This window comes from Lentzea albida, from assembly GCF_900111005.1.
Taxonomy (GTDB): domain Bacteria; phylum Actinomycetota; class Actinomycetes; order Mycobacteriales; family Pseudonocardiaceae; genus Lentzea; species Lentzea albida.
On sequence record NZ_FOFV01000002.1, the window covers coordinates 218591 to 238808 of the forward strand.

Below are 20218 nucleotides of genomic sequence, written 5' to 3' on the forward strand. Positions count from 1 at the left end.
GGACCGTGGAAGACCCCCCGGCCGGACTGCCCGACCACGACCTGCGAGCCGGACTGGCCCGGTACGGCATCACCGGGAGACCGGTCTACGCCCCCGTGGGCTTCGGCGACTACCACTGGACCGTCTACGACCGGTGGTTCACCTCGGTCTCCGACCTCACCACCAAGCCGCTGGCGGACCTGCGGCGGGCGATGGAGACGGCGGCGGGCCTCGCCGAGCAGCTGCCCTTCGTGGTCGCTCCGGTGCGCTCGGAGGACGGCGAGGTCGTGGTGCTGCTCAACGACCGGTACGCGATGAGCGTCTTCCCCTACGTCACGGGGAAATCCGGCTCTTTCGGCGATCCCGTGCACCCCGGCGTGAGCGAGCTGCTGGCCGCGCTGCACGCGTGCGAGCCACCGGAGGGCTGCCCGGTCGTGCCGATCGGCGTGCCGGGCAGGGCGGAGCTGACGGCGTTGCTCGACGAGCCCGGCGAGTGGTTCTCCGCCGCGGCGCGCGAGGTGTTCGTGGCACACGCCGACACGGTCCGCGCCAAGCTGGCCGAACTGGACGAGCTCGCCGCCGGGCTCACGGAGGTGCTGGTCGTCACGCACGGGGAACCGCACGCGGGCAACGTGATCAACAGCCCGCGCGGCCTGTGCCTGGTCGACTGGGACGCGGTCGGGCTGGCCCCGCCGGAGCGCGACCACTGGCTGGTCGACGGCGACAGCCCGTTCTACGCGCTGCGCTGGGCGATCGACGACGTCGTCGCCTTCACCGGAAAGCTCCGCGCCCCGCACGAACGGTCGCAGGACGCGGAGCTCGCGTTGCACTACTTCACCGAGACGCTCAAAAGCCTTTAGAGCGAGAGCGTCCAGGTGTCGATGGTGCCGACGTCGGCGGTGGCCGCGTCACGGACCCGGAGCGTCCAGGTGCCGTTGCGGGTCTCCGACGACAGGTTGACCGTGTAGGTCTGGTCGATGTTGTCGGCACTGCCACCGGCACGGTTGTGCAGGTTGTAGGCGGAGCCGTCCGGCGCGACCAGGTCGACCACGAGGTCACCCTTGTAGGTGTGCTTGATGTGCACCTCGACCGTGCTGCTCGCCGACGCCGTGCCGGTGCAGCCGCTGAACACGACCGTCGACGTCACGGTCGCGTTGTCGCGGATCGCGACGTCCGTGCCGTTGGTCTGCGGGGCGCAGGTGGCCGAGCCGACCGTCCACGTGAAGGACGTGCTGCCCGAACCGCCCGCGGACGCGGTGGCCGTGACGGTCACGTTGTACGTGCCGGCGGTGGTCGCCGTGCCGGTGACGAGACCGTTCGAGGAACCGATCGACAGGCCGGTCGGCAGACCGGTCGCGGACCACGTGTACGGCGCGGTGCCGCCGGACGCGGACAGCTGCAGGTTCGCCGAGCCGTTCAGCGCGGTGCTCTGGTTGCCCGGGTTGGTGACCGAGACGCCGGGAACGCCGCCGGTGTTGGTGCGCAGCAAGAGGTTCGCCGAGCCCGAGCCGGGGTTGGTGATCTTGCCGGTGGTGGCCTGGGCGAGGATCGCCGCGTGCACCTCGGCCGGGGTCTTGGCCGGGTTGTCCGCGAGGTACAGCGCCGCCGCGCCCGCGACGTGCGGGGACGCCATCGACGTGCCGCTCATCGTGGCCGTGCCGGTGTTGTTGCTGTACGAGGCGGAGACGATGTTCTCGCCCGGCGCGAACAGGTCGCTGCACGTGCCGTAGGACGAGAACGACGCACGCGCGTCGGTGCGGGCCGACGCCATGACGTTGATCGTCTCGGTGACGCGCTGCGGCGAGTACTTGCAGCTGTCGTCGTTGAAGTTGCCCGCCGCCACGACGTACGTGACGCCACGGCCGATGGACGCGCGCACGGCGTCGTCGAGCACACGGCTCGGCTCGTTCGCCACACCCGTGTAGAGGCTCATGTTCGCGACGGCCGGGAGCACGGCGTTCGCGGTGACCCAGTCGACGCCCGCCGCCTCGGTCGCGACGGAGCCGCCGCCGGAGCAGTTGAGCACGCGGACGGCCTTGAGCTTGACGTTCTTCGCCACGCCGTAGCTCGCGCCGCCGACGGTGCCGGCGACGTGCGTGCCGTGGCCCTGGCAGTCCTTGCCGTTGCGGCCGTCGGTGAACGCGTCGAAGCCGAACGACGCGCGGCCGCCGAAGTCGGCGTGGTCGTAGTTGATGCCGGTGTCGATCACGTACGCCGTCACGTTCGGGGCGCCCGTGCTGTAGCTGTACTTGCTGTCGAGCGGCAGACTCGCCTGGTCGACGCGGTCGAGACCCCACGACGGCGGGTTGAGCTGGTCGGTCAGGACCTGCACAGTGCGGTCCTGCTCCACGTAGGCCACGGCCGGGTCGGCGGCGAGGCGCTTGGCCTGCTGCTTCGACAGCGTGGCCGAGAAGCCCTTGAACGCGGCCTTGTAGGTGAAGCCGAGCTTCGCGCTGTACCGGGACGCGAGGTCACCGGCGCGGCCGCTCACCTCCGACGCCGCCGTGGAGCTCTTCAGCACCACGATGTAGCTGTCCTGGACCGCGTTCGGCGCGTTCTCGGCGACGATCGGGCCCTCGGGCTGTGCGGCCACGGCCTGGGGAAGCGCGAGCACGGTTCCGGCGACGGCGATGGCCGCCACCCCGAGCGTGCGCAGGGTGCGTTGTCTCATCACTGCTCCTCATTCGCAGGGAACCGCGTGCGACCGCGGGCCGGCCCTCGACGGCCCTACTGCGTTGCGGTCACACGCGGTTGCGAAACAGCGTTAGTCCGTTATCGGACGTGATGAGTCTTTAGTTGCGACAACAGGTTGGACAAGCGACTTTCGTACGGTCTCAGCCGGCGAGCGCGAAGAGGTCGTCCCGGTCGCCCGACTGCTTCAGCTGGGCGAGCGACTGCTTCTCGAGCTGGCGGATCCGCTCCCGGGTCAGGCCGAGCTCCTCCGCGACCTCCTGCAGGGTGCGGGCACGCCCGTCCTCCAGGCCGTAGCGCAGGCGCATGATCCGGCCCTGCCGCTCGGGCAGGACGTCCAGCAGGGACCGGACGCCCTCGGTGAACTCCTGCTGCTCCACCAGATCCGGCGCCGACATGCCGTCGGTGTCCTGGATCAGGTCGCCCAGGACCGAGTCGCCCTCGTCGCCGACCGGCGTCTCCAGCGACACGCACGTGCGCGCCGCGTCACGCAGGTCCTGCACGCGCTGCGGCGAACACTTGGCCTCGGCGGCGATCTCCTCGACCGTCGCCTCGCGCCCGAGCGCCGCGGACAGCTTCTGGCCGATCTTCTTGAGCTTGTTGACCTCTTCGACCACGTGCACCGGCAGGCGCACGGTGCGGGTCTGCTCGGCCAGGCCGCGCTCGATCGCCTGGCGGATCCACCACATGGCGTAGGTGGAGAACTTGTAGCCCTTGGCGTAGTCGAACTTCTCGACCGCGCGGATCAGGCCGAGGTTGCCCTCCTGGACCACGTCGCCGAACGGCAGGCCGCGGAACGAGTGCTTCTTCGCGACCGACACGACCAGGCGCAGGTTCGCGCGGATCATGTGGTCCTTGGCGCGCTCGCCGTCCAGCACGAGCCTGCGGAGCAGGCGGCGGTCGTGCTTCGTCTCACCGGTCTCCAGCAGGTGCGCGGCGTAGACGCCGGCCTCGATGCGCCGGGACAGGTCGACCTCCTCCGACGCGGTGAGCAGCGGCGTGCGGCCCACCTCGCGCAGGTACTGGCCGACCGAGTCCCCGTCCTGCTGTCCGGACGCGCGGCTCTTCAGATCTGCGGGCATGACAAATCCCCCTTGTCCGTTGGCAGGAGTGACAGCTGGAAGCAGCTGCACTGTTGTGTAACGGTTAAGAGGGCTTGGTCATTCCGCGGTTTCGGCTGTGACCTCGCCCTCATCCTTTTGCTGACGTTTCAACCGCACCTGCGTGATCGCGTGGTGCTCGACCTCCAGCACCTCGATCGACCACCCGGAGACGTGCACCACGTCGCCGGGTTCCTCCGGGATGCGGCCCAGCAGCAACAGCACGAGCCCGGCGACCGTCGAATACGGACCCTGCGGCGCGTCGCGCAGTTCGACGCCGACGTCCACCAGGTCGTGGACCGGGAACGTGCCCAGCAGCTCGATCGAACCGTCCGGTTCGGTCTTCACCGCCACCACGTCGGAGTCGGTCTCGTCGTAGATCTCACCGACGATCTCCTCCAGCAGGTCCTCGAGCGTCACGATCCCGTCGACGGCGCCGTGCTCGTCCACGACCAGGGCCAGCTGCTCGTGTTCGGCCTTCATGCGCCGCAACGCGTCGGTGACGCGCACGGAGTCCGGCAGCACCATCGGGGCGCGTGCCACGTCCAGGACGGCCACCGAGTCGTCGAGCAGGTCGCGCAGGTGCACGACGCCGACCACGTCGTCCAGGTGACCGTCCTTGGTCACCGGGGCCCTCGAATGTCCCGATCCCGCCAAGATTTCCCGTGCGGTGGCGGTGTCCAAACCTGCTTCGAGGACGGTCACCTGACGGCGGGGCACCAGGACCTCGCGCAGCCGCCGTTCGTGGATCTCCAGCGCGCCGGTCATGATCGTGCGTTGTTCCTGGTTGAGATGTTGTTGCACCTCAACGAGATCGCGCAGTTCCTCCGCCGACATCTGCTCTTCGTCCGCGTTCGGGTCACCACCCAGGACCCGCACCACGAGGTCCGTCGACTTGCTGAGCAACCACACCGCCGGGCGGGAGATCGTCGAGAGCAGGTCGAGCGTGCTCGCGACGATCTTCGCCCAGCGCACGGCGTACTGCATCGCCAGGCGCTTGGGCGCCAGCTCGCCGAAGACGAGCGTGACGAACGTCAGCACCACGGTCACGAGCGCGATCGCGACACCGCTCGCGGCTCCTCCGAGGAAGCTCAGCAGCGGCATGATCGGTTCGGCGAGGGAGACCGCCGCCGTCGCCGAGGCGAGGAACCCGGAGAGCGTGATGCCGATTTGAATCGTCGCGAAGTACCTGTTCGGATCGCGGGCGAGCCGCACCAGCCGGCGGTGCCCTTCCCTTTCCAGGGAGCGCAGCTGCCCCTCCCGCAGGGACACGAACGCCATTTCGCTGCCCGCGAATGCCGCGTTCAGCAGAACCAGTACCGCGACCAGCGCGAGGTTGAAGCCATAGCCGTCCACACGTTTGGGGTAGCACGCACGGTGGTATTTCGCACCCTGACGGCCGTCTTGAGCAGCCAGGAGGGCCTCAGCCGAACTGAGGTGGGATGGAAATGGACACCCCTGAGGTGCTGGACGCCTCCGTGAGGACCTTGCACACCCTGCCGGAGGACGAACCCGACCTCGCCGCCATGCGGGTGTGGGTCGGATCCCTGCTGAGGGACATGTCCGAGGACGTCAGGCTCGACGTCCTGCTCGTGTGCACGGAACTCGCCAGCAACGCGTACGAGCACGCCGAAGGGCCACGTGCCGTGCGGGTGCAACGACACACTGACTTCGTACGGGTGGAGGTCGACGACCACACACCCGGCGAACTGCCGCAGCTGGGTCAGTCCCGGCTCGGCGACTCGCGCGGCCGCGGGCTGTTGCTCATCTCACAACTCGCCCGGTGCTGGGGCACACGCGAGTTCAGCGGCGGCAAGACCATTTGGGCCGAGGTGGACGCATAGGCCGTCTGTGCGTTTCGCACGGACAAGACATGACATCGCACGGATAGGCCTTGCGTCGTAGTTCTCCGATTCTCGGAACATGACGACAACGGTTTCTCCGGCGGTTCGGCCGCTGGTGCGCCACGGGGCCGAGATGCTCGTGGCGATGCTGGTCGGGATGGCCCTGCTGGGGCCCCTGTGGACGCCTGAACGCGTCGAGTTCGCCGCCCTGTGGATGGCGGTGTCGATGTCCGTGCCGATGGCGTTGTGGATGCGCTACCGCGGGCACGGCCGGATCCTCGAGATGTGCGCGGCGATGGTCGTGCCGTACGCCGTGCTGCTCGTGCCGCACTGGATCGGATGGCTGGATGCCGACACCGTGCTGATGGGCGGGCATCTGCTGATGCTGCCCGCGATGGCGCTGGTGGTGGTCCTGTTCCGGCACGAGCACGGGGTGCCGAGCACCAACCCGGTGGTCCGGGCGCTCGGTGACCGCTGGCCGGCCCTGATCGCGCTCGCGGTCACGTTCGACTTCTGGCAGTCGGCGCTGGTGCCCCCGGTGTGGACTTTGCTGCTGTGCCAGGCGGCGTACCTGTTCTGGGGACGGCGGACGCCGCGGGTGCAGCTCGCGGTGTTCAGCCTCTACGCGGCGCTGGCGGTCGTCGTGATCGTGGTGTCGGCGTCGGCAGGCGTGCTGCTGATCGCCCTCGGGTGGGGCGCGCACGCCGTGTGGGACCTCGTGCACCACGTGCGCGACGCCGTCGTGCCGCGCTGGTGGTCGGAGTTCTGCGGGGTGTTCGACCTGGTCATCGCGGTCACGATCCTGATCGCGTGGTTCTAGTCTGATGGCGATGACCGACCTCCCGCACACCGCGCTGCGCGGTGCCCTGCACCTGCTGTGGGTCAGCTCGCTCGTCGTGCCGCTGGTCGCGGTGCTGCGCGAGCCGTCCGCCCTGCGCTGGCTCGGCGTGCTGGGCCTGCTGGTCTTGGCCGTGGCGTTCGCGACGACGTTGCGGGGCGGACCGCTGTGGGTGCTGGGCGCGGCGATCCTGCTGTCGATGCCGCTGGTGGCCCCCGCCGGGCCGGACGAGCTCTTCACGTGGGCGTGGATCGGCGGTGCGGCCGCCGGGTTCGCCCCGTTGCTGCTGACCGGGCCGTGGAGGTGGCTGGGCGCCATCGGCGCCGTGGTGGTGTCCGGCGTCGTCGGGCAGGTCGTCGACCACCACTACTCCGCCTACCAGATGATCGCGGCCTCGGTCGGGCTGACGATCATCGCGATGGCCGGGCTGCCGATGTGGTTCGCGGGGTTGCTCGGGCAGGCGCGGGCCGGGCGTGAGGCGCAGGCCGAGCTCGCGGTGAGCGAGGAACGGCTGCGGTTCGCCCGCGACGTGCACGACCTGCTGGGACACCGGCTGACGGTGATCGCGCTGAAGTCCGAACTGGCCGGACGCCTGGCCTCGTCGGACCCGGAGAGGTCGGCCGCGGAGGCGTTCGAGGCGCAACGGCTGGCGTCCTCGGCGTTGGAGGAGGTGCGTGACGCTGTGCACGGCTATCGCGCCGTGAACCTGCCCGAGCAGCTTGAGGCCGTGCGAAATGTGCTTCAGGACGCCGGTATCCGGTGCAGCGTGTCCTCGGTTCCCGTGGAGGGTGAGCGTGCGACGCAGCTGGCTTTGGCGTTGCGCGAGGCGTGCACCAACGTGTTGCGGCACAGCCACGCGACGTGGTGCATGATCGACGTCGCTGTCGCCGACGAGGAGGTGCGGATGACCGTCACGAACGACGGCGCCGAGAAGCCTTCCAAGGAGGGCAACGGGTTGCGGGGCCTGCGCGAGCGGCTCGCCGCCGTGGGCGGTCAGGTGTCGGTGGAGAAGTCGGGCGACGTGTTCACGCTGCAGGTCGTGGTGCCGGCGTGATCAGGGTGCTGCTGGCCGACGACGAGGAGCTGATCCGCGACGCCCTCGCGGCGCTGCTCGACCTGGAGCCGGACCTGGAGGTGGTGGCCCGCGCGGGGGACGGCCGGGCCGCCGTGGAGGCGGCGCGGGCGCACCGCCCGGACGTGGCCGTGGTCGACCTGCAGATGCCGTCGCTGGACGGTCTGGAGGTGACGGCGGAGCTAGCGCGCGTGCTGCCCTCGTGCGCCGTGGTGATCCTGACGGGACGCGGCCGCCCGCCCCACCTGCAACAGGCACTGCACGCGGGCGCGAAGGGCTTCCTGCCCAAGGGATCGCCCGGCGGCACGCTGGCCGACGTGATCCGCCGCGTGCACGCCGGCTCCCGCTGGGTCGACCCGGCACTGGCCGCCGACGCGCTGGCCGCTCCCCCGTGCCCGCTGACGCAGCGGGAGCTGGAGGTGTTGCGGCTCAGCGAGTTCGGCACGCCGGTCACCGAGATCGCGGCGCGCACGTCGTTGTCCGCGGGGACCGTGCGCAACCACCTGGCGGCCGCGGTCGCGAAGCTCGGGGCGGGCAGCCGCGCGGAGGCGTTCTCCTCGGCGCACGAGCACGGCTGGCTCTGAGCTCCCCGCGGTGTCGCTTGTGGACTGTCTCGCGCGGCCGCCGTCACCGGTCCGGGTCAGCGGGTTCGTGCGGTGACCGCCCGGACGTGAGGAGCTCGAAGGCGTGCGCGCGGTGCTCCGCGAACAGCTTCAGCGCACCCTCCACGTTGCCCAGCCGCAGTGCCGCCACCAGGTCCCGGTGCTCGTCGCGGATCTGCTCCAGGTAGCCGTCCGTGCTCACCTCGACCCGCGTGATCAGGAACAGGTGCACCTGCGACCGGATCGCCTCCCACGCCTGCACCAGCCGCGAATGCCCGGCGGCGGCGTACACGGCGTCGTGGAACGCGATGTCGCACCGCACCATCTCGTGCGGCGTCGCAGCACGCTCCATCGCCGCCGCGGCAGCCGCAATGTCCTCCATCGAGGCCCCCGTGGCCACAACGCGCTGCACCGCGAGCACCTCGAGCGCACCCCGCAGACTGTCCAGCTCGGCAACGTCCTGCAACGACAAGACGGCCACCGTGGCCCCACGGTGCCACTCGGCGCGCACCAGCCCTTCGCCCGCCAGCGACCGCAGCGCGTCCCGGACCGGCCCGCGCGACACCTCGAGCGCCTCGGCCAGCTCCACCTCGCGCAAGGCACTGCCCGGCGGGTAACGGCCGTCGAAGATCGCCTCGCGGATCATGTCCGCGACCTCGCTGCCCAACCCTCGCCGCCGTGCCGGCCCCACCGTCATGTGAGCGATGTTAACAAGTGACATCTTGTCCGAATGTTAACATTCCTACATGCCGAACATCCCACGCTTCCACCTCGCTATGCCCGTCGACGATCTCGCCGCCGCCCGCCGCTTCTACGGCGAGACCCTCGGCCTCGAACAGGGCCGCAGCTCCGACACGTGGATCGACTGGAACCTGCACGGCCACCAGTTCGTCACCCACCTCGCCCCGCCGAAGGCGGAGCGCGTCAGCAACCCGGTCGACGGCCACGACGTGCCCGTCCCCCACTTCGGCCTGGTGCTGACCGTCGACGAGTTCCAGGTGCTCGCCGACAAGCTGAAGGCCGCCGGCACGAAGTTCGTCATCGAGCCTTACGTGCGGTTCAAGGGGGAGCCGGGCGAGCAGTGGACGATGTTCCTGCTGGACCCGGCGGGCAACGCGCTGGAGTTCAAGGCTTTCGCGGACGACGCGCAGGTGTTCGCGGTCTGACTCGGCGGCGCCTCCCGGAGGCGCCGCCTCAGGGGCCGCTCAAGAGGCCCGCGGCGGCGAAGGCTCTGCGGCGGCAGGTCTGAGGTGGCGGCCTCGAAGTGGCAGATCCGGCAGGCCTGCCACAGCCGCCGCCCCTCAGCGTCCGCCGTCGCGGAGCGGCCTTGGCCCCACCCACTCCGGCGCGCCGCCACAAGGCCCGCCCCGCCCGCACCCCAGCCCCCAGACCCGCCAACGCCGCACGTCGCCCACACCACCCCGACGCTCACGACACCCGCACCACCCGCGCTCGCCACCCGCGCTCACGCTCGCCTCCCCCGACTTCCGCCCTCCCGCCGTCCACTCTCCCGACTCCCCACCACCCACAGCCCGGCAACCCACCCATCCCTAAAGACGCCCTAAAAATCTTGCACAACGCGCAAGTTTGAGTAGCGTGGAGGTGACGCCGAGCCACGACCCGGTCACACCGGGTCAGACAGGGAGAAGGCCATGACCACGGCCGAGCGCCAGCGCAACGCGGCGGAGCTCATCCGTCCCCAGCTGCCCGCCGAACTCATCGAGAAGCGCGCCGGCTGCCCGTTCGACCCGGCCGCCGGGCTGACCGAGCTGAGCGGGCAGGGGCGGATCCACCGGATCGAGCACAACGGCGACACCGTCTGGCTCGTCACCGGGCACGACGAGGCGCGGGCGGTGCTGGCGGCGCCGCAGATGAGCTCGGACCGGATCAACAGTCCCCGCGCCAGGGCGTTGATCTCCCCCGAGCTGCACGCGGAGATGTTCCCGCCGGAGCGGCAGGCCGGGTCGTTCATCTTCATGGACGCGCCCCGGCACACGCGCTTCCGCCGGCTGCTGACCGGGCAGTTCACCGTGCGGCGGATGCGGGACCTCACGCCGCGCATCCACGAGATCGTCACCGAGGCCCTCGACGCGATGATCGCGAAGGGCGCGCCCGCGGATCTGGTGCACGACTTCGCGTTGCCGGTGCCGTCCCTGGTCATCTGCGAGCTGCTGGGCGTCGACTACGGGGACCGGGACGAGTTCCAGCAGCGCACGGCCAAGCTGCTGAGCCTGCACACCACGGTGGACGAGCAGATCAAGAACAACCTCGCGATGCGCCGGTTCATGCAGAAGCTGGTGCGCGCCAAGCAGGAGAACCCCGGCAACGACCTCCTCTCGGGGCTCGTGCGGGACACCGACCTCAACGAGGACGAGCTCGTCGGCATCGCGAACCTGCTGCTGATCGCGGGGCACGAGACGACGGCGAACATGCTGGCGCTCGGCACCTTCGCGCTGCTGGAGCACCCCGACCAGTGGGCGAGGCTGCACGACGACCCGGAGTTGATCGACAACGCGGTCGAGGAGCTGCTGCGCTACCTGTCCATCATCAGCTCGGGCGTCTCGCGGCATGCGAAGGAGGACGTCGAGATCGGCGGCGTCACGATCCGGGCCGGCGAGACGGTCGTGGTGTCGGTGCCGGCGGTCAACCGCGACGACAGCCAGTACGACGACCCGCACGAGCTGCGGGTCGACCGGCCGCGCGGGCACCACGTGGCGTTCGGGCACGGCATCCACCAGTGCCTCGGCCAGCAGCTCGCTCGCGTCGAGATGGCGGTCGGCTTCACCGAGCTGCTGCGGCGCCTGCCGACGCTGAAGCTCGCCGTGCCCGCGGACGAGGTGCCGCTGCGGACCGACATGTCGATCTACGGCGTGCACTCGCTCCCCGTCACCTGGTGAACCCGGCGCCGAGCTGGTCGATCATCCTGCCGACCAGCTCGGCGGCCGTGTACCGCTCGGTGGCCTGCGGGGTGTCGAGCCACCACTGCACCACCGCGCGCATCGACGCGAGGATCGTCGACGCCGTCACCGCCGGATAGGGGTCGACGAGGGGGTCGACGCCGCAGCGCACCGCGATCGCCGCCGTCAGGGCCTGCTCACGGGCGGAGTAGGCGGCGAACACGTGGGGCAGCAGGGCCGGGTGGCGGCGCAGTTCGCGCAGCTGGCGGAGGCGGTCCAGGTCGACGTGGCGCGGGTAGATCGAGTGCAGCGCCTCGCGCAGCGCGACCAGCACCGGTTCGTCCGGCGGCCGCGCGGCGAACTCCTCCACGAACGCCAGCGCAGTGGCCGTGTCCCCGGCGACGACCGCCTCCTCCTTCGACGAGTAGTAGTTGAAGAACGTCCGCAGCGACACCCCGGCCGCCCGCGCGATCTGCTCCACCGTCACCCGGTCGAGGCCGTGCTCCACGCACAGACTCCAGGCGGCGTCACCCAGCGCTTCCCTGGTCGCCGCCTTCTTGCGTTCACGCAGGCCCGTCACGGACGAAGAGTAAAGCGTACCGAAAATTGGTGTAGACCTTGTCACCCGGGTGAGCCCCTCACTACGGTCCGTGAGAACGCTCTCACGAACTCACGGAGGACCGGGTGCGCTTACTCGGAGTCGTCGTCCTGGCGGGCGCCCTGCTCACCGCCGGCCAGGCCCAAGCCTCTCCCCCGAGACCGGCCGCGCAGGCGCCGACCGTCACGCTGATCACCGGTGACCAGGTGCTCACCGGGCAGCGCGCGGTCAAGCCGGCCCCCGGCCGCGAGGGGGTCCTGTTCTCCACCTACACCGTGCAGGGCCACGAGTACGTGGTGCCGCACGACGCCATCCCGCTGATCGCGGACGGCCGCCTCGACGAGCGCCTCTTCGACGTCACCGAGCTCGCCACCTACGACGGCGCGCTGCCGGTGATCGCCACCTACCCCGAGGGCACCGTCAGCGCGCAGTCCGGCCTCCAGCTGCGCAGCATCAACGGTGTGGCGTTCGACGCGGCCAAGACGCCGCTCGTGGGCACCCTCGCCACTTCGAGCGCCGAGAAGATCTGGCTCGACGCCAGGCGCAAGGCGAACCTCGACCGCAGCGTCGTCCAGATCAACGCCCCGGCCGCCTACGAGGCGGGCTTCACCGGCAAGGGCGTCACGGTCGCCGTCCTCGACACGGGCGTCGACAACACCCACCCGGACCTGGCGGACCGCGAGATCGGGGAGCGCAACTTCACGAGCTCGCCGGACAACGTCGACCGCTACGGCCACGGCACGCACGTGGCGTCGATCGTCGCGGGCACGGGCGCGAAGAGCGGTGGCAAGTACCGCGGTGTGGCACCCGACGCGCAGATCCTCGACGTGAAGGTGCTGGGCGACAACGGTTCCGGCCAGGACAGCGGCATCATCGCCGGCATGGAGTGGGCGGTCGAGCAGGGCGCCCAGATCATCAACATGAGCCTCGGCGGGTACGACACGCCCGCCGTCGAACCCCTCGAAGAGGCCGTGAACCGCCTCAGCGCCGAGAAGGGCACGTTGTTCGTCGTCGCGGCCGGCAACAGCGGCCCGAACGCGCGCACGGTCGGTTCGCCCGGCTCGGCGGACGCGGCGCTGACCGTCGGCGCCGTGGACCACGACGACAAGATCGCCGAGTTCTCGAGCCGCGGCCCGACGCAGGCGGGCACGCTCAAGCCCGACCTCACCGCGCCCGGCGTCGGCATCGTCGCCGCGCTGCACTCCGCCGGGCGCATCGGCCCGCCGGTCGCCGAGGGCTACACCTCGCTCGACGGCACCTCGATGGCCACGCCGCACGTCGCGGGCGCGGCGGCCCTGCTGCGCCAGCAGCACCCCGAACTGGACGGCGCCGCCCTCAAGGCGCGGCTCACCGGTACCACCACGCCCACCGCGAACCTCACGCCGTTCGAACAGGGTTCGGGTCGCGTCGACGTCGCCAAGCTGATCAGGCAGAACGTGACGTCGAGCCCGACCAACCTCAGCTTCGGCTCGCACCAGTGGCCGCACACCGGCGAGACCCCGCTGACGAAGGAGATCACCTACTCCAACGCCGGTTCCGAGCCGGTCACGCTCGACCTGTCGACGGACACCACCGGCACGCTGTTCAGCGTCTCCCCCGCCACGCTCACGGTCCCGGCGGGCGGCACCGCGAAGGCGACCGTCACCGCGGACCTCGCCCAGCAGCCCGCGGGCGGCGTGTTCGGCGGTTCGGTCGTGGCGAGCGGCCTGCGCACGGCCGTCGTGGCCGACCTGGAGGTGGAGAGCTACGACGTCACGGTCACCGGCGTCCAGCGATCCGGAGCGACGACGACCTCCACGTTCGCCAGCCTGACCAACGTGGACACGGGCGCCCGCGTCTGGCCGAACAGCACGACCGGTCTGGCCCGCGTGGCCAAGGGCCGCTACATCCTCACCGGCAGCGTGCTGTCGTCCGGAAGCGGTCCCTACACCCACGACGTCATCAACTACCCGAACCTGACGGTCTCCGGGCCGACGACGATCACCCTCGACGCCCGCCAGGCCAAGCCGGTCGAGGTGACGCTGCCGGTGAGCGCGCAGCTCTCGTTGCTGCAGACCGGTTTCGAACGCGTCGTCAACGGCACGAGCTACACCATCGGCAACTTCTCCGTCGGCGGCTCGATCGGCCACCTCGGTGTCGCGAGCATCGGTCCCGAGTCGGAGGAGGTCACCGGCAAGATCGCGACCTTCTGGACCGCGGGCACCGACTTCTACGGACTCGCCTGGTACCAGAAGGGATCCGCGCCGAACGGCCTGGCGAAGACGGTCCTGAAGCGGGACCTCGCGACCGTCAAGGTCGACATGCCGGCCCTCAAGCCGGGCCAGAGCGCCTCGATCGGCCACACCTCCTCACCCGAGGGCCGTGCCGACTGGACCTACGGCTCGCTCGACAACTTCGTCGCGGGCCAGCGCACCGAGTACTACGGCGGCGAGGGCGGTGACTGGTCGCGCCGGTTCAACCTCTTCGACGAGACCGGCAACGTCGGCGCGCTCGTCACCCCGCTGCGGCACTACAAGCCGGGCCGCTCCTACGTGGAACCGTTCAACCGCGCGGTGTTCGGCCCGGCGCTCCCGCCGACGCGGGACGTGCCGCACTCGTTCCGCACCGGCGACTTCGTCCGCGTCACCGTGCCGCTGTACGGCGACAGCGCGGGCAACGAGGGCTACGGCCCCGTGACCGAGGCGAAGACGACGGTGTACCGCGACGGCGTGAAGGCGGTCGAGACGGCCGAGGCGGGCTGGGCGGCGCTCGACGTCCAGCCGGGCACCGCGGACTACCGCGTCGAGACGTCCGCGAGCCGTGCGAACGCGTTGAGCAGCAAGGTGTCCGGGGTCTGGACGTTCCGCAGCGGCACCACGCCGGAACGGACCGCACTGCCGCTGTCCGTCATCCGCTTCACACCGCAACTGGACGACGAGGGCTTCGCCCGCGCGGGCCGGCTGCTGTCTGTGCCGATCTCCACGCAGTCCCAGGTGGACTCGGTCCGCGTCACGTCCGTCGAGGTCTCCTACGACGGCGGCACGACGTGGAAGCACACGCCGATCACAGCCAACCGGGTCCTGCTCGCACACCCGAGGGACGCGAAGTCGGTGTCCCTGCGCGCCAAGGCGTCCGGCAGCGGTCAGACCGCGGAGCAGACGATCATCGACGCGTACCTGCTCCGCTAGCCTGGGGACCATGGGGGCGGCGGTGCGACAGCTGACCGACGAGATCGTCGTCGGCCACCGTCCGCCGCCGCCCACCGAGAAGCCTCCGTCCGACGTGCACGTCCCCGGCCGTCACGTCGCCGAAGTCGCCCGGCACCCCGACGGCAGGCTGGCCGTGATCACCTGGTCGTCGCAGGAGATCGACCCCGGTCTGCTGAATCCCGCGCTGCACGTCGTCGACCACGGCCGGATCACCGACCTGGGCGCCACGCCCGCGGACGCCGGTTCGCCGGTGTGGTGGGGCGACGAGGTCTGCTACCTCGCGCTCACCCCACCGCACCTGCAGGGCGGCAACGCCGTGTTCGACCAGCGGCACCGCAACCTGACCGAGGGCATGCCGGCGTGCCCGATCGACCTCGTGCAGGACGACGGCGACGCACCCGTCGTGGTGGTCGCGGCGGGCCTGGACACGGAGTTCCACCGGCTCGGGGGCGGCCTGCTCGCCCGGATCAGGGGTTCCCACCTCCCACCCCGCTACGACGACCTCGACGGCATTCCGTGGGGCACGCAGGAACGCCTCCACTACCGGGCGCACGACGGCCTGGACCTCGACGGCCTCCTCGTGCTCCCCGTTGGAAAGACCAGGGAGGACGGGCCGTTCCCGCTCGTCACGGTGGTCCACGGCGGCCCCTACGACCGCTGGACGGACAGCCTGCAGCTGCACTGGGTGCCGTCCGCGCAGTGGTTCGCCCACCAGGGCATCGCGACCTTCCTGCCGAACCCGAGAGGCGGGCAGGGTCACGGCCACGAGTTCGCCGCGGCGGTGGCGAAGAGGGTCGGTCAGGAGGAGTGGCTCGACATCGAGGCGGGCATCGACCTGCTCGTCGGCCAGGGCGTCGCGGACGGGGACAGGCTGGGCATCGCCGGCTGGAGCCACGGCGGGTTCATGGCCGCGTGGGCGACGACCCGCACGGACAGGTTCAGGGCGGCGCTGGTCGGCGCGGGCATCTCCGACTGGCCGCGGCTGATCGCCACGGGCGAGTGGGGCGTGTTCGAGGCGGCGCTAGGCGACAGCGCGGAGCACAGCCCGCTCACCTACGCGTCCAGGATCAGCACGCCGATGTTGATCGTGCACGGTGCGGACGACACCAACGTGCCGGTGGAGCAAGCCGAACTCCTGCACCGGGCCGTCCCGCACTCCGAACTGGTCGTCTACCCCGGCGAGGGGCACTCGCTGCGGCGGCGTGAGCACAGGCTGGATCTGCTGAACCGAACCAGAAGGCTGTTCGCCACCCTCTGACTCTTGCGCAAGCCTTACGCAACACCCGCAAGCCTCAGGCAAACCAGCGCAAGCAGTCGCATGACCACCAAAACAATTTTCCCGGCAAGTTCGGACCCGAACCTACGGCGACCCGGTCCGTCCAGCCGCTGGTGATCGCCCTTGTGCACCCTGGGACACCAGCCGGATACTCGTCGCAGCCTCCGTCTTTCCTGTTCAGAGGGCTATGTCGCAAATTTGCGCAATCACGTCGAGATATTGCGGTAATCTGCTGGACACTTCTACGGTGAGGCGCGCCACACCCCCTCGCGTCCCCACCGAGAAGGGCCAAGCCCGCCATGCATGCCTCGTTACTGACGACACGCAGCCGCTCCCTGCTAGCCCCGATAACGGCACTGGTCACCGTCGCGGCCACCCTGACGATCTCCCCCGCGGCCCAGGCGGCACCGGTCAGCCTCGACCTCGCGAAGCAGACCCGCATCGACCAGGTCACGCTCACGTCCTCCCGCACCGGCACCGAAACCTTCGCCGTGCAGACGAGTCTCGACGGCAGAGGCTGGTCGACGCTGGTCGCGGAACAACCGCACGAGTTCAAGAACGGCAAGGCGACCTTCCAGGTCGACCCGACGCTCGTCCGGCACGTCCGCGCCACCAAGACCACGGCCAAGCTCGAAGTCCGCGAGGCGGCCGTCAGCGCGCAGTTGCAGGCCACCTACAGCGCGAGCAGCGTCAGCCAGAACTACGGCCCCGGCAACGCGGGCGACGGCAACCAGGGCACCTACTGGGAGAGCGCGAACAACGCGTTCCCGCAGTGGATCCAGGCCGATCTCGGCTCGGCGGTGAAGGCCGACCGGGTCGTGCTGAAGCTCCCGACCGCAGGCTGGGGCACGCGCACCCAGACGCTCTCGGTCCAGGGCAGCACGGACGGCCAGAACTTCACGGACCTGGTGGCGAGCAGGGGGTACGAGTTCAACCCGGCGAGTGGAAGCACCGTCGCGATCGACTTCACCGCGGCCACCACCCGGTACGTCCGGCTGCGGATCACCGCGAACACGGGCTGGCCGGCGGGCCAGATCAGCGAGTTCGAGGTGCAGGGCCCCACGGGCGGTGACACCCAGGCCCCGTCGGCGCCGTCGAACCTCGCCTTCACCCAGCCGCAGTCCGGGCAGATCCGGCTGACCTGGAACGCCGGCACCGACAACGTCGGCGTCACCGCGTACGACGTCTACGCCAACGGCGTGCTGCGCACCACGGTCACCGGCACCACCTACACCGACAGCCAGCCCGACGGCTTGCGCGTCAGCTACCACGTGATCGCCAAGGACGCGGCCGGCAACCAGTCCCCCGCCAGCAACACCGTGACGCGCGAGGGCGCCACCGGCACGAACCTGGCCCAGGGCAAGCCCGTCACGGCGAACAACAACATCCACAACTTCGTCGCGGCCAACGCCAACGACGGCAACGTGCAGACCTACTGGGAGTCCAACGGGTTCCCCGGCACGCTGACCGTCCAACTGGGATCGAACGCGGACGTCGGCTCGGTCGCGGTCAAGCTCAACCCCGACTCCGCGTGGGGCGCCCGCACGCAGAACATCGAGGTCCTCGGCCGCGAGCAGAACGCGACCGGGTTCACGAGCCTCGTCGCGGGCCGCGACTACCGCTTCGACCCGGCGACCGGCAACAGCGTCACCATCACCGCCTCCGGCCGGATCGCCGACCTCCAGTTGCGCGGCACGTCCAACACCGGTGCGCCCGGCACCCAGGTGGCGGAGATCCAGGTGTTCGGCACCCCTGCCCCGAACCCCGACCTCACCGTCACCGCGACGTCGTTCACGCCGGCGAGCCCGGTCGAGACCGACCAGATCACGCTGAACGCCACCGTCCGCAACGCGGGCACCGCGGCGAGCACCGCGACCGACGTGACGTTCTTCCTCGGCACCACGGCCGTCGGCACCGCGAACGTCGGCGCCCTCGCGGCCGGTGCGCAGGCCAACGTCAGCACGACGATCTCCGCCCGCCCGGAGGGCTCGTACGAGTACACCGCCAAGGTCGACGAGACCAAGAAGGTGGCGGAGCAGAACGAGTCCAACAACGCCCGCGTCCACCCCGACCGGCTCGTCGTGACGCCGGTCCCGAGCTCGGACCTGGTCGCCGTGCCGTCCTGGTCGCCCAGCAACCCTGGCAACGGCCAGACCACCACGTTCAGCGTCGCGCTGAAGAACCAGGGCACCACCGCCTCCGCGTCCGGCGCCCACGGCATCACGGTCACGATCCTGAACAGCAGCGGCCAGACCGTCCGCACGCTGACCGGCAGCCACAACGGCACGATCAACGCGGGCGCGACGACCGCCGCGGTGAACCTCGGCACGTGGACCGCCGCCGACGGCCGCTACACGGTCCGGACCGTCGTCGCCAACGACGGCAACGAGATCCCCGCCAAGCAGGGCAACAACACCAGTGAGCAGTCGCTGTTCATCGGCCGCGGCGCCAGCGTCCCGTGGCAGCACGTCGAGGCCGAGGACGCGACCGTCGGCGGCGGTGCGCAGGTCCTCAGTCCGAACAGGACGATCGGCGACCTCGCCGGCGAGGCGTCCGGCCGCCGTGCCGTCACGCTGAACGGCACCGGTCAGTCGGTCGAGTTCACCACGTCCGGCCCGACCAACACCCTCGTCACCCGGTTCTCCATCCCGGACAGCTCCGGTGGCGGTGGCATCACCTCGAACCTCAACGTCTACGTCAACGGCCAGTTCCACAAGGCCATCGACCTGACTTCGAAGTACATGTGGCTCTACGGCAACGAAGCGTCCCCGAACAACTCCCCGGGGTCGGGCGGGCCGCGCCACATCTACGACGAGGCGAACGTGATGCTCAACTCGACGTTCCCGGCGGGCACGAAGATCAAGCTGCAGAAGGACGCGGCCAACACCACGAACTACGCGATCGACTTCGTGAACTTCGAACAGGTGCAGGCCGCCGGAAACCCCGACGCCGCACGCTATGCCGTGCCCGCCGGGTTCACCCACCAGGACGTGCAGAACGCGCTCGACCGCGTCCGGATGGACACGACCGGCAACCTCGTCGGCGTCTACCTTCCCGCGGGCACGTACCAGACGCAGCAGAAGTTCAACGTCTACGGCAAGCCCGTCAAGGTGATCGGTGCCGGGCCCTGGTTCACCCGGTTCCAGGCTCCGCAGACGCAGGAGAACACCGACCTCGGCTTCTCCGCCCAGTCGTCCGCGAGCGGCTCGACGTTCAGCGGTTTCGCCGTGTTCGGCAACTACACCCAGCGCAACGACGGCCCCGGCAAGGTGTTCGACTTCGCCGGTGTCCAGAACATGACCATCGAGAACATCTGGGTCGAGCACATGATGTGCCTGTTCTGGGGCAACAACGTCGACAACAACGTCATCAAGGACAGCCGCATCCGCAACATGTACGCGGACGGCCTGAACATGACGAACGGGTCGTCGGGCAACCGCGTCGCCAACATCGAGGCCCGGTCGACCGGTGACGACGCGTTCGCGTTGTTCGCCGCCACCGACAACGGCGGCACCGGCCAGCAGAACAACTTGTTCGAGAACCTGAGCGTGACGACCCCGTGGCGCGCGGCCGGCCTCGCGGTCTACGGCGGCAAGAACAACGTCTTCCGCAACATCTACATCGCGGACACGCTCACCTACTCCGCCGTGACGATCAGCTCGCTCGACTTCGGTTACCCGATGGAGGACTTCGGGCCCGAGCCGACGACGTTCAGCGGCCTCACCCTGGTCCGCTCCGGCGGCCACTTCTGGGGCGCGCAGACGTTCGGCGCGATCTGGATGTTCTCCGCGTCCAAGAAGTACACGGGGATCCGGGTGAACGACGTCGAGATCATCGATCCGACGTACAGCGGGATCATGTTCCAGACCAAGTACAACGGTGCCGCCGAGAACGTCTTCCAGGACACGGTGCTGTCCAACGTGAGCATCTCGGGTGCGCGCAAGTCCGGTGACGCGTTCGACGCCAAGTCCGGTTTCGGCCTGTGGGCCAACGAGATGCCGGAACCGAACCAGGGGCCCGCCGTCGGCGAGGTCACGTTCAACGGCCTGAGGTTCAGCAACAACTTCCAGGACATCAGGAACACGACGTCCACCTTCAAGATCAACATCAACTGATTTCCCTGCCGCGAAGGA

At 69.9% G+C, this 20218-nt stretch carries 15 protein-coding genes; 10 read left to right on the forward strand and 5 right to left on the reverse strand.

Annotated features, from left to right (window positions below):
• The first annotated feature begins 5 nt into the window (after positions 1-5).
• Positions 6-839 (forward strand): protein kinase family protein, encoded by an 834-nt coding sequence (locus BMY74_RS06400; RefSeq protein ID WP_245785937.1) that lies wholly within the window; start codon positions 6-8, stop codon positions 837-839.
• Here BMY74_RS06400 and BMY74_RS06405 read toward each other — a convergent pair.
• The 3 genes from BMY74_RS06405 to BMY74_RS06415 form a co-directional block, all read right to left on the reverse strand.
• The gene (locus BMY74_RS06405) at positions 836-2650 is read right to left on the reverse strand and encodes a S8 family peptidase (protein ID WP_089911085.1); all 1815 of its coding nucleotides are present in this window, start codon (positions 2648-2650) and stop codon (positions 836-838) included. The genes BMY74_RS06400 and BMY74_RS06405 overlap by 4 nt on opposite strands.
• 163 nt (positions 2651-2813) lie before the next feature.
• On the reverse strand, positions 2814-3752 hold the full coding sequence (locus BMY74_RS06410) for a sigma-70 family RNA polymerase sigma factor (RefSeq protein WP_089911088.1): 939 nt from the start codon (positions 3750-3752) through the stop codon (positions 2814-2816).
• 78 nt (positions 3753-3830) lie between these two features.
• The gene (locus BMY74_RS06415) at positions 3831-5126 is read right to left on the reverse strand and encodes a hemolysin family protein (protein WP_089911091.1); all 1296 of its coding nucleotides are present in this window, start codon (positions 5124-5126) and stop codon (positions 3831-3833) included.
• Positions 5127-5218: 92 nt separating this feature from the next.
• Here BMY74_RS06415 and BMY74_RS06420 point away from each other — a divergent pair, with 92 nt between their 5' ends.
• From BMY74_RS06420 to BMY74_RS06435, 4 genes are all read left to right on the forward strand, one after another.
• Entirely contained in the window at positions 5219-5614 is a 396-nt protein-coding gene (locus BMY74_RS06420; RefSeq protein ID WP_177229605.1) for an ATP-binding protein, read from the forward strand.
• Positions 5615-5693: 79 nt separating this feature from the next.
• The gene (locus BMY74_RS06425; RefSeq protein WP_089911098.1) at positions 5694-6434 is read left to right on the forward strand and encodes a hypothetical protein; all 741 of its coding nucleotides are present in this window, start codon (positions 5694-5696) and stop codon (positions 6432-6434) included.
• Positions 6435-6444: 10 nt separating this feature from the next.
• Positions 6445-7506 (forward strand): sensor histidine kinase, encoded by a 1062-nt coding sequence (locus BMY74_RS06430; protein ID WP_218159535.1) that lies wholly within the window; start codon positions 6445-6447, stop codon positions 7504-7506.
• On the forward strand, positions 7503-8108 hold the full coding sequence (locus BMY74_RS06435; RefSeq protein ID WP_089911104.1) for a response regulator transcription factor: 606 nt from the start codon (positions 7503-7505) through the stop codon (positions 8106-8108). Before BMY74_RS06430 ends, BMY74_RS06435 begins: the two co-directional genes overlap by 4 nt.
• Positions 8109-8151: 43 nt before the next feature.
• Here the strand turns inward: BMY74_RS06435 and BMY74_RS06440 are convergent, their stop codons facing one another.
• Positions 8152-8823, reverse strand: a complete 672-nt coding sequence (locus BMY74_RS06440) for a GntR family transcriptional regulator (protein ID WP_089911107.1) — start codon at positions 8821-8823, stop codon at positions 8152-8154.
• Positions 8824-8872: 49 nt separating this feature from the next.
• Here BMY74_RS06440 and BMY74_RS06445 point away from each other — a divergent pair, with 49 nt between their 5' ends.
• The gene (locus tag BMY74_RS06445; RefSeq protein ID WP_089911110.1) at positions 8873-9292 is read left to right on the forward strand and encodes a VOC family protein; all 420 of its coding nucleotides are present in this window, start codon (positions 8873-8875) and stop codon (positions 9290-9292) included.
• A 486-nt stretch (positions 9293-9778) separates the two neighbouring features.
• Complete coding sequence (locus BMY74_RS06450) at positions 9779-11023, forward strand: cytochrome P450 (protein WP_089911113.1); 1245 nt, start codon at positions 9779-9781, stop codon at positions 11021-11023.
• On the opposite strand, the gene BMY74_RS06455 is transcribed toward BMY74_RS06450, so the two are convergent.
• Entirely contained in the window at positions 11013-11603 is a 591-nt protein-coding gene (locus BMY74_RS06455; protein WP_245785938.1) for a TetR/AcrR family transcriptional regulator, read from the reverse strand. The two genes, BMY74_RS06450 and BMY74_RS06455, sit on opposite strands and share 11 nt — an antisense overlap.
• A 104-nt stretch (positions 11604-11707) precedes the next feature.
• Between BMY74_RS06455 and BMY74_RS06460 the strand changes: the two genes are divergently transcribed.
• The 3 genes from BMY74_RS06460 to BMY74_RS06470 all read left to right on the forward strand — a co-directional run bounded on the left by BMY74_RS06460 (position 11708) and on the right by BMY74_RS06470 (position 20200).
• Positions 11708-14788, forward strand: a complete 3081-nt coding sequence (locus tag BMY74_RS06460; protein WP_089911116.1) for a S8 family peptidase — start codon at positions 11708-11710, stop codon at positions 14786-14788.
• A gap of 10 nt (positions 14789-14798) precedes the next feature.
• Complete coding sequence (locus BMY74_RS06465; protein ID WP_089911121.1) at positions 14799-16067, forward strand: alpha/beta hydrolase family protein; 1269 nt, start codon at positions 14799-14801, stop codon at positions 16065-16067.
• A gap of 317 nt (positions 16068-16384) precedes the next feature.
• Entirely contained in the window at positions 16385-20200 is a 3816-nt protein-coding gene (locus BMY74_RS06470; RefSeq protein ID WP_089911131.1) for a galactose-binding domain-containing protein, read from the forward strand.
• Positions 20201-20218: the final 18 nt, after the last annotated feature.